The sequence below is a fragment of the Actinoplanes sp. NPDC049118 genome, assembly GCF_040648555.1.
GTDB lineage: Bacteria > Actinomycetota > Actinomycetes > Mycobacteriales > Micromonosporaceae > Actinoplanes.
In genome coordinates this window covers 84,603-99,619 of the sequence record NZ_JBEZDY010000029.1, presented here as the reverse complement: position 1 = coordinate 99,619, position 15,017 = coordinate 84,603, and the positions used below count along the sequence as shown (strand labels likewise).

12 protein-coding genes, 1 tRNA gene, 1 other RNA gene and 1 pseudogene are annotated in these 15,017 nt (G+C 70.1%); 6 read left to right on the top strand and 9 right to left on the bottom strand.

Going from position 1 to position 15,017, the window contains the following annotated elements; genetic code table 11:
* The first annotated feature begins 88 nt into the window (after positions 1 to 88).
* The 3 genes and pseudogenes from AB0B58_RS34675 to AB0B58_RS34665 all read left to right on the top strand — a co-directional run bounded on the left by AB0B58_RS34675 (position 89) and on the right by AB0B58_RS34665 (position 1,513).
* Entirely contained in the window at positions 89 to 751 is a 663-nt protein-coding gene (locus tag AB0B58_RS34675; RefSeq protein WP_360232707.1) for an HNH endonuclease family protein, read from the top strand.
* 14 nt (positions 752 to 765) lie between these two features.
* Positions 766 to 1,014, top strand: a pseudogene (locus tag AB0B58_RS34670) (hypothetical protein); the annotation flags it as partial.
* Between the two features lie 4 nt (positions 1,015 to 1,018).
* Positions 1,019 to 1,513 carry a family 20 glycosylhydrolase gene (locus tag AB0B58_RS34665; RefSeq protein ID WP_360232780.1) on the top strand — a complete coding sequence of 165 codons (495 nt, stop codon included), beginning with the start codon at positions 1,019 to 1,021 and terminating at the stop codon, positions 1,511 to 1,513.
* A gap of 17 nt (positions 1,514 to 1,530) precedes the next feature.
* Here the strand turns inward: AB0B58_RS34665 and AB0B58_RS34660 are convergent, their stop codons facing one another.
* From AB0B58_RS34660 to ffs, 9 genes are all read right to left on the bottom strand, one after another.
* Positions 1,531 to 2,577 (bottom strand): dipeptide ABC transporter ATP-binding protein, encoded by a 1,047-nt coding sequence (locus AB0B58_RS34660; RefSeq protein ID WP_360232705.1) that lies wholly within the window; start codon positions 2,575 to 2,577, stop codon positions 1,531 to 1,533.
* Entirely contained in the window at positions 2,577 to 3,614 is a 1,038-nt protein-coding gene (locus AB0B58_RS34655) for an ABC transporter ATP-binding protein (protein ID WP_360232702.1), read from the bottom strand. The genes AB0B58_RS34660 and AB0B58_RS34655 overlap by 1 nt, the downstream gene beginning before the upstream one ends.
* Complete coding sequence (locus AB0B58_RS34650) at positions 3,614 to 4,627, bottom strand: ABC transporter permease (RefSeq protein WP_360232700.1); 1,014 nt, start codon at positions 4,625 to 4,627, stop codon at positions 3,614 to 3,616. Before AB0B58_RS34650 ends, AB0B58_RS34655 begins: the two co-directional genes overlap by 1 nt.
* A 93-nt stretch (positions 4,628 to 4,720) precedes the next feature.
* Positions 4,721 to 6,478 carry an ABC transporter substrate-binding protein gene (locus AB0B58_RS34645; protein ID WP_360232697.1) on the bottom strand — a complete coding sequence of 586 codons (1,758 nt, stop codon included), beginning with the start codon at positions 6,476 to 6,478 and terminating at the stop codon, positions 4,721 to 4,723.
* Positions 6,479 to 6,550: 72 nt separating this feature from the next.
* Positions 6,551 to 7,528 carry an ABC transporter permease gene (locus tag AB0B58_RS34640; RefSeq protein ID WP_360232694.1) on the bottom strand — a complete coding sequence of 326 codons (978 nt, stop codon included), beginning with the start codon at positions 7,526 to 7,528 and terminating at the stop codon, positions 6,551 to 6,553.
* Positions 7,529 to 8,484: 956 nt separating this feature from the next.
* Positions 8,485 to 9,078, bottom strand: a complete 594-nt coding sequence (recR, locus tag AB0B58_RS34635) for a recombination mediator RecR (RefSeq protein WP_360232691.1) — start codon at positions 9,076 to 9,078, stop codon at positions 8,485 to 8,487.
* A gap of 4 nt (positions 9,079 to 9,082) precedes the next feature.
* On the bottom strand, positions 9,083 to 9,391 hold the full coding sequence (locus tag AB0B58_RS34630; protein WP_221480028.1) for a YbaB/EbfC family nucleoid-associated protein: 309 nt from the start codon (positions 9,389 to 9,391) through the stop codon (positions 9,083 to 9,085).
* A 96-nt stretch (positions 9,392 to 9,487) separates the two neighbouring features.
* A complete protein-coding gene (locus AB0B58_RS34625; protein WP_360232688.1) occupies positions 9,488 to 12,682 on the bottom strand; it encodes a DNA polymerase III subunit gamma and tau in 3,195 nt (1,064 codons plus the stop codon).
* 91 nt (positions 12,683 to 12,773) lie between these two features.
* Positions 12,774 to 12,863: signal recognition particle sRNA small type (ffs, locus tag AB0B58_RS34620), an RNA gene on the bottom strand.
* Between the two features lie 84 nt (positions 12,864 to 12,947).
* Between ffs and AB0B58_RS34615 the strand changes: the two genes are divergently transcribed.
* The 3 genes from AB0B58_RS34615 to AB0B58_RS34605 all read left to right on the top strand — a co-directional run bounded on the left by AB0B58_RS34615 (position 12,948) and on the right by AB0B58_RS34605 (position 14,674).
* A tRNA-Ser gene (locus tag AB0B58_RS34615) sits at positions 12,948 to 13,035 on the top strand.
* A 500-nt stretch (positions 13,036 to 13,535) separates the two neighbouring features.
* A complete protein-coding gene (locus tag AB0B58_RS34610; protein ID WP_360232685.1) occupies positions 13,536 to 14,126 on the top strand; it encodes a permease-like cell division protein FtsX in 591 nt (196 codons plus the stop codon).
* On the top strand, positions 14,123 to 14,674 hold the full coding sequence (locus AB0B58_RS34605) for a SigE family RNA polymerase sigma factor (RefSeq protein WP_360232682.1): 552 nt from the start codon (positions 14,123 to 14,125) through the stop codon (positions 14,672 to 14,674). The genes AB0B58_RS34610 and AB0B58_RS34605 overlap by 4 nt, the downstream gene beginning before the upstream one ends.
* Positions 14,675 to 15,017: the final 343 nt, after the last annotated feature.

The following is a 15,017-nucleotide window of genomic DNA, read 5'->3' as shown; positions in this document are numbered from 1 at the left end:
CGTCCGGGTCCGCCGGGCGGCGCGCGGAACGTATCCGGCACGGATGACGACCAGCGCGAAGCGGGCGTGACGCGCATACGCTTGACGGGTGCCCCCTCACACCGCTCCCCAGTGGATCATCCGCGCCGCCGCCGCACTACTGACCCTGACCGCCGCCACGGCCTGCGAGGTCGTGACCGTGGAGGAGAAGGGTTCCGCACCCGGCTCCTCCTCGGCCGCCGGCGCCGGTGACGCCGAGGCGCTGCTCGACGGGTTGACCGTCGCCAAGGCCGGCTCGATGCGCGGCTACAGCCGGGAGAAGTTCCCGCACTGGCGCAGCGCGGGCAGCAACTGCGACGTCCGCGACACCGTGCTCAAGCGGGACGGCACCAAGGTCAAGTTCTCCGGGTGCAACGTCGTCGCCGGCACCTGGGTCAGCGTCTACGACGGCGATCGGATCGCCGACCCGGGCAAGGTCGACATCGACCACATGGTCCCGCTGGCCAACGCCTGGCGTTCGGGCGCCGGCTCATGGACCACGCAGGAGCGCGAGGATTTCGCCAACGATCTCGACGATCCGCAGCTGGTCGCGGTTTCGGCGTCGTCGAACCGGTCGAAGGGTGACCAGGACCCGTCGACCTGGAAGCCCGAGCGGACCGACGCCTGGTGCGAATACGCTCAGGACTGGATCACGGTGAAGGCGAAGTGGAAGCTCACGGTGACCACCGCGGAGAAGTCCGCGCTTACCGAAATGCTGGGGAGCTGCTCATGACGACACCGGACCCCGCGGTCAGCAGGTCCACCGACATCACCGCGGGTCAGGGCGGGGTGATGACCGACGAGGTCGGCGTCGTCACCGGCGACCTGACCCTGCGGACCTCGCTCTCCGGCGATCAGGTCACGGTCGGCGTGCAGTACCGGGACGCCGACGAGTGGTACGCCGTGACGGGCGCGAGGGCGACCCTCAAGGACCCGGCCGACATCGACGCGGTCCACGCCGTTGCGGTCGGCATCCTGAACCGCCCCGCAGGCTAGACGCCTGCACCTGCACCTCGCGGACGACCAGGGCTGGCGGATCCAGATCGACGGCTGGCCGCGGCAGTACTGGGGCACGGCGACCACGAACCCGACGCTGGCGGCTGCCGTGGCGGGCGGCACCAAGGTGGTCATGTCCCCGGCGAACAAGGCCTACCTCGACATGAAGTACGACCGGAACACGCCGCTCGGGCTCTCCTGGGCCGGCTACATCGAGGTGCGGACGGCGTACGACTGGGATCCGGCGAACCACTTGACCGGCGTCGGCGAGGAGGCCGTCATCGGCGTCGAGGCGCCACTGTGGTCCGAGACGCTGCGCGACCTGGACGACATCGAGTTCATGGCGTTCCCCCGGCTGCCGGCGATCGCCGAACTCGGCTGGTCACCGGCGGCGACCCGCGACTGGACGTCGTTCTCGTCCCGGCTGGGGGCCTACGGCCCCCGGTGGAACCTGCGGGGCGTCGACTTCTACCCGTCCCCGCAGGTCACCTGGGGTTGATCCGCCCTACCCGGCGCTCAGGCCGAGGTGGTGGCGGGCGTGCGACCCGTCACGGCCTCGTCCTCGGCGACCGGGAAGTGGCAGGCGGTCTGGTGCGACGCCGGGTCGTCGAGGCGGGCCACCAGCGGCGGCTCCTCCGTCGCGCAGATGTCCTGCGCCTTCCAGCAGCGGGTGCGGAACCGGCAGCCGGAGGGCGGGTTGATCGGGCTCGGCACGTCACCGGTCAGCAGCACCCGGTCACGCTGGGCGCGATCGCGCCGGCGCGGGTCGGGCACCGGCACCGCGGAGAGCAGGGCCACCGTGTACGGATGCCGCGGGTTCTTGTACAGCGACTCCCGGTCGGCGATCTCCACCACCTTGCCGAGGTACATGACCGCGACCCGGTCGGAGATGTGCCGCACCACGGACAGGTCGTGCGCGATGAAGACGTAGGTCAGGCCGAACTCGTCCTGCAGGTCGTCGAGCAGGTTCACCACCTGCGCCTGGATCGACACGTCCAGCGCCGAGACCGGCTCGTCCGCGATGATCAGCTTGGGCCGCAGCGCCAGGGTACGGGCGATGCCGATGCGCTGGCGCTGACCGCCGGAGAACTCGTGCGGGTACCGGTTGTAATGCTCGGGGCTCAGGCCGACCAGCTTCAGCAGGTCCTGCACGGCCCGCTTCACGCCGTGCTCGGTCTTGACGCCCTGGATCCGGAACGGCGCGCCGACGATGGTGCCGACGGTGTGCCGCGGGTTCAGCGACGAGAACGGGTCCTGGAAGATCATCTGCATGTCGCGGCGCAGCGGCCGCAGCTGCCCCTGCCGCAGGTGCGCGATGTTGCGGCCGTCCAGCTCGATCGACCCGCCGGTCGGCTCGAGCAGCCGGGTCAGCAGCCGCCCGGTGGTCGACTTGCCACAGCCGGACTCGCCGACCAGGCCGAGCGTCTCGCCCCGGTAGACCTCGAAGTCGATGCCGTCGACCGCGCGCACGGCGCCGACCTGGCGCCGCAACAGGCCCTTGGTGATCGGAAAGTGCTTCTGCAGCCCCTTCACCGACAGCAGGGCGTCGCCTTGCTCGCTCATCACGCCTCCAGCTTCGGCTTGATCTCTTGCAGCCAGATCCGCTGCCGCTCTTCCGTGGGCAGGTGGCAGCGAACCTGGTGCTTGCTGCCGCCGGCCCGGGTCAGCTCCGGCGGAACCGTACTTCCGAGTCCGCCGGTCCGCTCCTCGTAACCGCAGCGCGGGTTGAAGGCGCAGCCGGTAGGCAGGTTGATCAGCGACGGCGGCAGACCCGGGATGGGCACGAGCCGGTCCAGGTTGGGGCGGTCCATGCGGGGCATGGACCCGAGCAGGCCCCAGGTGTACGGGTGCTCGGGGCGGTCGAAGATCGTGGTGGCGTCGGCGAACTCGATGCACTTGCCGCCGTACATGACCAGCACGTCGTCGGCGAGTTCGGCGACGACACCGAGGTCGTGGGTGATGACGATCAGCGCCGAGTTGAACTCCGCCTGCAGGTCGTGCATCAGGTCCAGGATCTGCGCCTGCACGGTCACGTCGAGCGCGGTGGTCGGCTCGTCGGCGATCAGCAGCTGCGGGTCGTTGACCAGCGACATCGCGATCATCGCGCGCTGGCGCATGCCGCCGGAGAACTGGTGCGGGTAGTCGTCGACCCGGCGGTCCGGCTGCGGAATGCCGACCCGGCCCAGCATGTCCACCGCGTGCTTGCGGGCGACCTTCGTGGACACGTTGTGGTGCACCTTGTACGCCTCGATGATCTGCTTACCGACCGAGTAGTACGGGTGCATCGCGGACAGCGGATCCTGGAAGATCATGGCCAGCTTGTTGCCGCGCAGCTTGCGGACGGTCTCCGCCCCGGCGCTGACGATCTCCTCGCCGTCCAGCCAGATCTCTCCCGAGACCTGGGCGTTGCGCCGGTTGTAGATGCCCATGATGCCGAGGCTGGTTACCGACTTGCCGGATCCCGACTCGCCGACGATGCCGAGCGTGCGGCCCCGTTCCAGCGAGAAGGTCAGGCCGTCGACGCTGCGTACCAGGCCGTCGTCGGTCGGGAAGTGGATCTTAAGGTCCTTGACCTCGAGGAATGGCTGTCCGTCGGACATCAGCCCACCCTCACTCTCGGGTCGACGACCGCATAGAGCAGGTCGACTATCAGGTTGGCGATGACGACGAAGAAGGCCGCCATGAGCGTCACGCCGAGCACCTTCGGCAGGTCGTTGGTGTTGATCGCGTCGACCGCGTACTTGCCGAGGCCGGGCAGCGAGAACACCTGCTCGGTGAGGACCGCGCCGCCGAGCAGCAGGCCGAAGTCCAGGCCGAAGATGGTCAGGATGGGCGTGAGCGCGGCACGCAGGCCGTGCTTGATGTTCACGTCGCGTTCCCGCAGGCCCTTGGCGCGGGCGGTGCGGATGTAGTCCTCGCCCATCGTATCGAGCATGCCGGCACGCGTCAGTCGCGCGTACTGGGCGGAGAACTGCAACGCCAGGACCGCCCAGGGCAGCAGGAGGGCGTAGGCCCATTGCCCGGGATCCTCGGTGAACGGCGTGTAGGTACCACCGGGTGCCGTCCAGCCGAGCTTGTAGCTGAACACCAGCAGGCCGATCATGCCGGTGAAGAAGATGGGGAGGGAGACGCCGGCGAGCGAGAAGCCCATCGCGGCGCGGTCCAGCAGCGAGCCGCGGCGAAGCGCGGACACGACGCCGGTGGAGAGCCCGAAGCCCAGCCAGAGAACCGAGGCACCGATCGCGAGCGACAGCGTCACCGGCAGCCGGTCGAGCAGGTCCGGCCAGACCGGCTGGCGGGTGACGAAGGAGTAGCCGAAACACGGCGCGGGGCAACGCTCCACGCCGGCGCCGTAGTCGTAGTTCGCGCCGACGAAGATGCCCTTGATCCAGCGGCCGTACTGCACCCAGACCGGGTCGTAGAAGCCCAGCCGGTGCGCGATGAGGTTGACCGTCTCCGGGGTCGCTGCCCGCCCGACGTACCGGGTGGCCAGCGTCTCCGGAGTCGACCCCACCAGGCGCGGGACCAGGTAGAAGATTGCAAACGTGGCGGCGCTGACGATGAAGAGCAGCACGACGGCCGCAAACAGACGCCTGATGATGTACGTGATCACAGTGCCCGGCTGTAGCGGCCGGCCCGGGTCGCCCCGGACCGGCCGCCTGCTGCCTTCACCTACCTAGCTGTGTGGAGAAGTGGCGGGGATGGTTTACGCGACGCCCAGCGACAGGTAGTCGTACATGCTGTACGCCTCGCTGACGAAGACGTTGGAGAGGCGCTTCGGCCGGATCATCAGGCTCTTGGCGTAGACGCCCGGCAGGATCACCGCCTCTTCCATGACCCGCTTGTCGATCGGACCCCACTGAGCGTCACGCTTGGCCGTGTCGGTCTCGGCGACGGCCGCGTCCAGCATCTGGTCCACCTGGGGGATCCGGACGCTGGTGTTGGACGAGCCACCGGTCTCCCGGATGACCCGGCTGTCCACGATCTGCGACAGGAAGCCGAAGCCGTCGTTCCAGTCCGCACCCCAGCCGTTGGTGACCAGGCCGAGCTTGTTCGCCTTCACGTACGGCGGGTTGCCGGCGTACTGCGAGAAGTAGTCACCCTGCGGGAACGGCTTCAGCGTGAGCTTGATGCCGACCCGGGCGAGCGACTGCTGCAGCGACTCGGCGGTCGCCTTCTCCTTGGGCCGCTCGGCGCGGTAACCCATGTTCGTCTCGAAGCCGTTCGGCTGACCACAGGCGGCGAGAGCGGCCTTGGCCTTGTCGACGTCACCGGTGTTGTCGGCGCCGGCCGGGTAGAGGTCGAACTTCTCGTAGCCCGGGATCATCGGGGGCAGGATGGTGGTGGCGATGTCGCCGCCGGCGAGCGGGCCGCCGTAGGCGGTCTGGTAGCCGGTCTTGTCCGCGGCGAACTCGACGGCCTTGCGGCACTCGATGTTGTCCAGCGGCGCAACGGTCGGGTTGATCGAGGTGTACCAGAGCCGGGCGAGGACCGGGTTGTCGGTCTGCGCCTTGAGCGCCGGGTCGCCGACGACGCGGCCCAGGGCGGCCGGCTGCACGCCGGTGCCGACGACGTCGAGGTCGAGGTCGCCCGAGAGCAGGCGGTTGTCGATGTCGTCCGCGTTGACGTTCAGGGAGACCTCGTAGCCGTCCGGCAGCGCCTTACGGTTCGGGTCGGTCGCCTGGTCCCAGTTCGGGTTGCGCTTCAGCGAGAAGTTCTTGCCCAGGTTGTTCTGGTCGAACATGTACGGCCCGGACGAGACGACGTGTTCCTTGTACTTGGCGCCGGTGTCCTTGGCCTCCGGAACCGGAACGGTCTGCGGAAGCGCCGCCAGGTAGTCGAAGCCGCCGAAGGCCGACTTCAGGTGGAAGACGATGGTGCTGTCGTCCGGGGTGGTGATCGCCGAGTCGGTGTTCACGCCCTTCGACTTGTACGGGCCCTTGTAGTTCGCCGGGAGATTCAGGAATCCCTCGAAGTAGGCCGGCCCGTTGGGGAACGTCTCCTTGTCGATGGAGCGCAGCACCGCGTACTTGACGTCGGCGGCCTTGACCTCGGTGCCGTCCTCGAACTTGACGCCCTTGCGGAGCTTGTAAGTCCAGGTCTTGCCGCCGTCCGACGGCACGCCCAGGCCCTCGGCGAGGTCGGGGGTGACCTTGTTGCCCTCAGCACCCGGGGTGGGCTTGAACATGAGCAGACCGCGGCCGTACAGGCGGAGGAAGTTCCACGAGTAGCCGTAGTAGGTCTCACCGGGGTCAACGGTGTCCCAGTCGCCGGAGTTGGCGAGCTTGATGGTGCCGCCCTTCTTGTCGGAAGGGTTGAACACCTTGGTCATGGCCGCGTTGAACTCGGCCTTGCTGGTGCTTGTCGAACCATCGGTGTCGTCGTTACCGCCACATGCCGCGGCGGACAACAACAGTGCGAGCGCGGCCGTACCGGCCACCAGCACCTTTGACTTTCGGATCACTTGTAGCAACCTCCCTGGTGGAACGGTCCGGGTCCGGACCGCGCAGCTGGAGTGAAAGACGCGAAGCGCATCTCAGCGCTTGCCCTTCGGGTCGAGCGCATCGCGCAGGCCGTCACCGAAAAGGTTGAAGGAGAGCACGGTAATGAAGATCGCTATGCCCGGGAAGAACATGAAATGCCAGATCGTGTAGAACTTCGCGGCGTCCGCCAACATGCCGCCCCAGCTGGCCGTCGGCGGCCGGATGCCGACGCCGAGGAACGACAGCGCGGCCTCGAACAGGATGTTCGTCGGGATCAGCAGCGTGGCGTAGACCAGGATCGGCCCCACCAGGTTGGGCAGCATCTCCTTGAAGATGATGTACGGGCTGCGCGCGCCCAGGCTGCGGGCCGCGTCGACGAACTCCCGTTCCCGTAGCGACAAGGTCTGGCCGCGGACGATGCGCCCGATGTACGGCCAGCTGAAGAACCCGATGATGAAGATCAACAGAGCGATGCGCAGCGAGTCACCGGAGAGCCCGAACGCCGAGTCCGGGATGACGCCCGCCAGCGCGATCGAGAAGACCAGCAACGGGAACGCGAGGAAGACGTCCATCGCCCGGCTGATCAACGCGTCCACCCAGCCGCCGAAGTAACCGGCGATGACGCCGAGCGTCGAGCCGATGACCACCGAGACGAGGGTCGCGAGGAACGCGATCAGCAGCGAGATGCGTGCGCCGTAGACCACCCGGCTGAAGATGTCGCGGCCGTTCTGCGGCTCGACACCGAAGAGGTGGTCGCCGCTGATACCGGTGCCGCCGTACGGCGCCAGGGTGCTCGTGTCGATCAGCTTCTGGTGGAACTCGTTCGGCGGCGAGCCGAACAGATCGACGATCACCGGCGCGAAGACCGCAACCAGGATCAGGAAGATCACGACACACCCGCCGCCCATGGCGACGCGGTCGCGCTTGAGGCGGGTCCAGGCGATGCGGCCGAGCGAGCGGCCCTCGATCGCCTTGGCGCCCTCAGCGGGATCCGCAGCGATCGGAACCTGCGTGCCGGGTCCAACGACCATGGAGCGTCGGTCCTTTCCCCGGCCACCGGCCACGGCGCCTAGGCCGAACCGCGGCAGCGCCGCCGGATCGGACCGGCCCCCGCAGCGCGGGCAACCGATCGGTTGTCGCGAACGTGGGTAACCGCGTCCCGTGCCGGCGATGGTTGTCGCCAGAGTGGACACGTAGAACCGGCGGACGGGTTACGCCGCCGCCGTGAGAGGAACGCTCACGTATTCCTGCTCACTGGTCAATAGGCTGTCAGTGCTTTTACCAAGTCCTGGCCGCGTTGTGACGGGGGCGTGACCTGGTAACCCACGTCACACGCCACATCGGGCCGGTCCCGTCTCATCGGTGACTCCGGCACCATTCGCCCCACCAGGTATTTCGCCCGGCAATGGCGGTCGAACGGCCCAGTATCGGCGGCCCGTCCGGCCGGCCCGAGAACGCCCGGCCGTCCCTCGCCGACGACCCGCCAGCCGCCTGCCAGCAAGTCCGGCCGGCCCTCGCCGGCGGCCCCGACAGCCGCCTGTCAACAGCCGCGGCAGCCTCCTGTCAACGGCCCGACGGCCGCCTGGCCCACTTCGGCCGGGCTGGCCTGCCTGGCCCCGTCGGCCAGGTCGCCTCGGTCGCCCGGCTGGCCCGGTCGGCCCGGTCGGCCCGGTCGGCCCGGTCGGCCCGGTCGGCCCGGTCGGCCCGGTCGGCCCGGCTGGCCCGGTCGGCCCGGTCGGCCCGGCTGGCCCGGTCGGCCCGGCTGGCCCGGTCGGCCCGGCTGGCCCGGTCGGCCCGGCTGGCCCGGCTGGCCCGGTCGGCCCGGCTGGCCCGGTCGGCCCGGCTGGCCCGGTCGGTCGGCCCGGTCGGCCCTGCTGGGAGGCGGTTCGCCGGCGGCAGCCGGGGCAGTCTTCTGTCAACGGCCTGGCGGCCACTCGCAGGTGGCTCCGGGCGGCCCGCGGCCCTACGGCGCGGGCGGCCTGACAGGTCAGACGGCCCTGCGGCCCTCGAACGCCCGGCCGAGAGTGATCTCATCGGCGTACTCCAGGTCGCCGCCGACCGGTAGCCCGCTGGCCAGCCTGGTGACGGTGATGCCCATCGGCTTGACCATGATCGCGAGGTAGGTGGCCGTGGCCTCGCCCTCGGTGTTCGGGTCCGTGGCGAGGATCAGTTCCCTGACCTCGCCGGTGCCGAGCCGGATCATCAGCTCCCGGATCCGCAGGTTGTCGGGGCCGATGCCCTCGAGCGGATTGATGGCGCCACCCAGAACGTGGTACCGACCGCGGAACTCACCGGTCCGCTCGATCGCGACGACGTCCTTGGGCTCCTCGACGACGCAGAGCACGTCGTTGCTGCGACGGGTGTCGCGGCAGACCCGGCACTGCTCCGACTCGGCGACGTTGAAGCAGGTCGTGCAGAAGCGGACCTGCTCCTTGACCTTGCGCAGGGCAGTGGCCAGCCGGGTCACGTCGGCGGGGTCGGCGGACAGGACGTGGAAGGCGATCCGCTGGGCGCTCTTCGGGCCGACGCCCGGCAGCCGCCCCAGCTCGTCGATCAGGTCCTGGATGGCGCCCTCGTACACGGGCTCAGAATCCCGGGAGGGAAAGGCCGCCGAGGCCGCCGGTGGCCGGACCCATCTTCTGCTCGGTCAGCTCACGCACCGCCTCGGAGCCGTTGTGAATCGCGGCGAGCACAAGGTCCTCTAGCGTCTCGATGTCCTCCGGGTCGACGGCCTTGGGGTCGATCTTGATCGACTTGAACTCCCCCAGACCGGTCACCACGACGGTGACCAGGCCGCCACCGGCGGTGCCGGTGACCTCGGCCTCGGCGAGCTCGGCCTGCGCCTGCGCGACCTGCTGCTGCATCTTCTGCGCCTGCTTCATGATCTGCTGCATGTTCGGCTGTCCACCGGGGCGCATCGCATAGCTCCTTATGAAAGGGGATAGTCGCGTCCATTGTCCCGCGCGCCCCACAGGTCGCACGGAACCGGGTCAGGACTCGCTGATCTTCTCGGCGCCGAGGGCGTCGCGGAGCAACTGCACGGCCTGCTGCTCGCTGCTCTGGCGGGCGGTCCTCTCGTCGATCACGTCGTCGAGGGGTTCGTCGCCGGGATCGAAGCCCTCGAACGCCGAACCGCCGCCGTGACCCGCTGAGGCACCGCGGCCCTGGGAAGCGCCCTGGCCCTGGGAGGCACCGCCGGGTCGCACCGGGCCGTCGTATTCGGGGTCATATGGCGCTTCCTCCGTCGGCGAGCCGTCGGACCAGGCGCTGTTCCTCGCCGCCGCCGCGTTGCCGCCGGCCTTGCCCGCCGCCGCGTTGCCGCGCCCCGCGCCTGCCGCCGCCGCGCGAGCCGCGGCGAGACCGCTGGACGCCGGCCGCCCGCCGCCGGCCGGCGGCGCGGAAGCCGCCGCAGGTGCACCATTGCGCACCGGGTCACCATTCGCGGCGCCGAAGCCCGCCGCCGCACCCTGGCCCGACGCGGCACCGTGGCCCGACGCGGCACCGGCGCCTCCGGCCGGCGCGGACCCGCCGTGCCCACCGGCACCCGGGTTCTCAGAGCCGTCGAAGCCCCGGCCGCCGGCCGGGCCGTCGATATCCAGCGCACCCGCCGGCCCGCTCTGTCCGACACTCGGATCGGTGGCGTCGCCGCCGGGGCCGGCATCGCGGCCACCTGCCGGCGGACCGCCGAGCCGGGCCGGCTCCGGCCACTCTTCATCCGCGGCCGTGACCGCGGCAGACGGGGTGTCAACCGCCGTCGCGAGCCCACCCGGTCGCGCTGGTTCCGGCCACTCGTCGCTGTCGTCGCTCACCGCGCCCGGGCTCTGCGGAACGTCGCGCCCGGCCGCCGACGCACGTGGCGCGGCCTCGCGCTGCCGCATGGCGTCGCCCGCGCCGTCGGGGACCTGCGGCGGCGGCGCGCCACGTCCGGCGAGATCATCCTGAGGGCCCTGGCCCTGCGGAGCCCGTTGCGACGGGCCGGCGGGCCCGCCCTGCGGGCCGCGCGGGGCGGGGCCGGAGCCGGGAGAGCCGCCGCCCTCGCCAGCGACGTCGCAGCGGATCTGCCAGCGGCCGCCGAGCGCCTCGTAGAGGGCGTCGGAGAGCAGCGCCGGCTCGGCGGCGACCATCTTGGCGTGCGCGGGAAAGCGGAACGTCAGCACGACGGTCTGTCCGTCTAGGTCACGGACGGTGGCACCCTGTGCGAGCGCGGCGATCTTCTTACTCTTCCGACCGACCGCGACCATGATCTCGGGCCAGACCTCGCGGATGGAAGCGACGGAGAGCCGGCCGGGCGCCCCGATGTCGTCACCGACGGAGTCGACCGGCGCGTCCGGCATGATCCCGGCGGGCTCCGGCTGCCGGGCCGCGGGCATCCGACGACGATCCTGCTGAGGCAATTCGGCCGCGGGCGGCTCCGCCGGCGCTCCGGAGACCTGGGCCAGGCCCGGCACCGCCGACACCGGACCCGCCATGCCCGGATCCGCCATGCCCGGACCCGCCATGCCCGGACCCGCGACGCCGGACGGCACGGCCGATACGGAAGCTGCCGAACCGGACGGTACAGCCGAGACCGGAGCAGACGAACCGGCCGAGACCGGAGCAGACGAACCGGACGGCACAGCCGAGACCGAAGAAGACGGCACAGCCGAAACAGGAGTGGCCGAGCCGGGCATCGCCGAGACCGGGGAGGAAGACGCCGCCTCACCGCCGTCGGGGTGCACCGGGCCCGGCATGGCCGAGACCGGATCGGCCGGCCCGACGCCACCGGCGAGCACCGAGGCACCCTGAACAGCTTCGACGGCCGCGGACGCAACACCCGCGGCCGGTGTCGAACCTGAACCGCCCGGCGCGGTGCCACCCTGCGCGGGTCCGGATTGCGCGGTCGAACCGGGCGCCGGTGCGCGTCGACCCGCCGCCGCGGCCGCGGCACGGGCCGCCGAGATCCCGCCGCCGCCGCTTGCGGCGGGTGCCGCCCCGGCCGGCGAGGCCTGCGGTGAGTCGTGCTCGGTGCGTACCTCGTCGGCGCTGAGCGTGAGCCGCCGCTCCATGCGCTCCAGCCGCTGTAGCAGCGCGCCACTGGAATCGTCCGCGCCCGGCAGCAGCATGCGGGCCGTGATCAGCTCGAGGAGCAGTCGCGGCGCGGTCGTGCCGCGCATCTCGACCAGGCCGTTGTGCACGATGTCGGCGCAGCGGGACAGCGTCGCCGGCCCGAGCCGGGTCGCCTGCGCGCCCATCTGATCGAGCTGGTCGGCCGGCCCGTCGATCAGGCCCTTGGTCACGGCGTCCGGAATCTGCTGCAGGATGATCAGATCACGGAAGCGCTCGAGCAGGTCGGAGGCGAAACGCCGGGCGTCGTGGCCGGCCTCGGCCACCCGGTCGATGGTCTGGTAGGCCGCCGCGCCGTCCCCCGCGGCAAGCGCGTCACACATCTCGTCGATGAGCGCGACATCGGTGACGCCGAGCAACTCCACCGCCCGGGTGTAGCCGACGCCCTCGGGCCCCGCACCGGCGATGAGCTGGTCGAGCACGGACAGGGTGTCCCGGGCGCTGCCGCCGCCGGCCCGGACGACCAGCGGAAGCACCGCCGGGTCGACGTGCACGCCCTCCGCCTCGGTGAGCTGCTGGAGATAGGGCCGCAGCACGGCGGGCGGGATCAGGCGGAACGGATAGTGGTGGGTGCGCGAGCGGATCGTGCCGAGCACCTTCTCCGGCTCGGTCGTCGCGAAGATGAACTTGACGTAGTCCGGCGGCTCCTCGACGAGCTTGAGCAGCGCGTTGAAGCCGGCCGACGAGACCATGTGCGCCTCGTCGATGACGTAGATCTTGTAGCGGCTGCTCGCCGGCGCGAAGAACGCCTTTTCCCGCAGGTCACGAGCGTCGTCGACGCCGCCGTGACTGGCCGCGTCGATCTCGATGACATCGATCGACCCGGCGCCGTCGTTGGCGAGCGATCTGCAGGAAGCGCAGACCCCGCACGGCTCGGGCGTGGGACCCTGCTCACAGTTGAGCGAACGGGCAAGGATGCGCGCGCTGGACGTCTTGCCGCAGCCGCGCGGACCGGAGAACAGATAGGCATGGTGCAGCCGGCCGCTGCGCAGCGCCTGCGACAACGGCTCGGTGACGTGCTCCTGCCCGATGACCTCGGCGAAGGTCCGCGGCCTGTACTTGCGGTAGAGGGCTAGTGCCACTCCTGCCACCTCCTGGACGACCGCGCCATTCTCCGTCGAGGGTGTGACAAGAACAAACCCGCGTCCCGCGTTGGTGGGGTATCGGGAAAGCAAGGACCCCCCGTGCACCCGTCAGAGCTCGCTTATCCTTGCTGCCTTCCGGCCCTGGGGAGGTTCACAAGATGACGCCGCACGAGGGGCTGGGGACTAGAGTACCCGGCGCCACCAACGCGCCGCCCGGCCCTCCCGCCGAGGGAGGCACCGACGGGTCTGTATCCTGTCGGACGGAGGATTCGCCTAGAGGCCTAGGGCGCACGCTTGGAAAGCGTGTTGGGGGAAACCCCTCACGAGTTCGAATCTCGTATCCTCCGCCAGCTCGACCAGGCAAAACGCTAGGGCCGACCCCCCGGGGATCGGCCCTTCTGCGTTAGCGGTCTCAGTTGTGGTCTCATCTGCTCCTCAGGCAGCCTCCGAACCGCCCGTCTCCTGCCCCGCCGGGTCGGCCGGCGGCTGTGCCGTGGGCAGCTCGGCGGGCTTCCAGATGAGACCGCCCACCCGCTTGGAAGACCGTTGACGACGGAGACGCCGCGGAACCGTAGACCGCGACGAATCGCTCTCTGCGACAGAGGTCATCGAGGTCCCCGGACTCAGCTCGGCTCAGTCCACGACGCCGGTGCCATCCTGCTAAGAGAACGCTGGGAAACGATCTTGCATTGCCCCTCTCCAGCACTCCCCCAAACCCACCGCAGCCAACATCTTGACCAGCGCAAACACCGAGCGGGTGGGTCGGTGGGCTGCGCGAGATAGTGTGACCGATCCGGTGGCCCAACCAGTCATGAAGAGAGGTAGCCACTAGACACCAGGAGAGCGAGCTGTGGATCAGAACCTGCGAAGCCTGTTCGAACGGGCCCTTGATGACGAGCCCGTACCGCCGGGCGACCCCGCTCGGATGGCCATGGCTCAGGGCCGGCGGATCCGGCGACGGCGCGGCCTGCTGGTGGGCGGCTCGGCGGCCGTAGCCGTTGTCGCCGCGGTAGTCGCGGTGAACGTGGCCTTGGGGCCCACCGAGCCACCGCGGACGACGTCGGCCGCCGCCGCCGCGATGATGGTGCCGGCGGATCCGGCGTGCACCCTGCCGGCGCAGGACCGCGCCTCCGACATCTCCATCTTCCTCGCCGACGACATCACGGCGTCTCAGCGCTCCGGCCTTCAGGCCGCCTTGCAGGCTGATCCGCAGGTACGCGACCTGCGATACGACAGCCGGGAGGAGGCATTCACCCGGTTCAAGCAACTATGGGCAGACGACCCGGATTTCGTCGCGTCGGTGTCCGTCTACTCCCTCCCCGAGTCGTTCCGGATGACGCTGGCCGAGCCGTCCGCGTACCCGGCGTTCGCCGCACGGTTCCAGGGCCGCGACGGCGTCGATGATCTCGTCGGTCTCGCGTGTCCGGGAGCAGGCGAGTGACGGACATCGTGTCGTCCGAGCAGGGCTGGAGCTTCGCATGGCGGCGTGATCGGGCGACCCGCGACGAGGAGTTCGCCGCGTTCGTCGCGGCCGCCACGCCACGGTTGCGGCGCACCGCGTACCTGATGTGCCGGGACTGGCACCTGGCCCAGGACCTGACGCAGCTGACCCTGGCGAAGATGTACGCCTCCTGGAACCGGATCTGGCGCACGGTGAACCTGGAGGCGTACAGCCGCCGGGTCCTGATGAACGCGGTCTTCGACCAGCGGAAGCGGCGCAGCGACTCCGAGGTGGTACTCGCGGATCTGCCCGACCGGCCCGGCCGACCGGAGGAGGCCACGGCGGACCTGCACGTCACCCTGATGCGGGCGCTGGCGACACTGCCGGTCCGGGACCAGGCCATCGTGGTGCTGCGGCACTGGGAGGACCACAGCGTCGACACGGTCGCCGAGATTCTCGGCGTCTCGACTTCCGTGGTGAAGATGCGCAGCATGCGCGCGCTGGGCCGCCTGCGGGAGCTACTGGGCGAAGAGTTCGCCCGGCTATGAGCAGCCCGCCCTGGGCCAACGCCACCTTTCATGACCCGCTGGCTTGAGCGCCTGGTCCCGCCGGCCACGGGGGTCGCGCGGTCGCAGGTCGCAGGGTCGTCGTGTCCAGCTGCGAGAAATCGCAGTGACGCCCCGGGTTACGCCAAAGCTCCGCACAGCCAACCGGCTGTGCGGAGCTCGGCGGCGTGGTAAGGACAGAGATCGGTTACGCCGATGTCTGCCGGGTAAGGCCTGGCTCGGCTCTTGATCGGTCTCAGTTGTGGTCTCATTCGCTCGCGTACTGCGGTGTTCGCCCATGATCGGCCGCGCGCATGGCTCCTCGTCACGGACCGTGCCGGGTGGC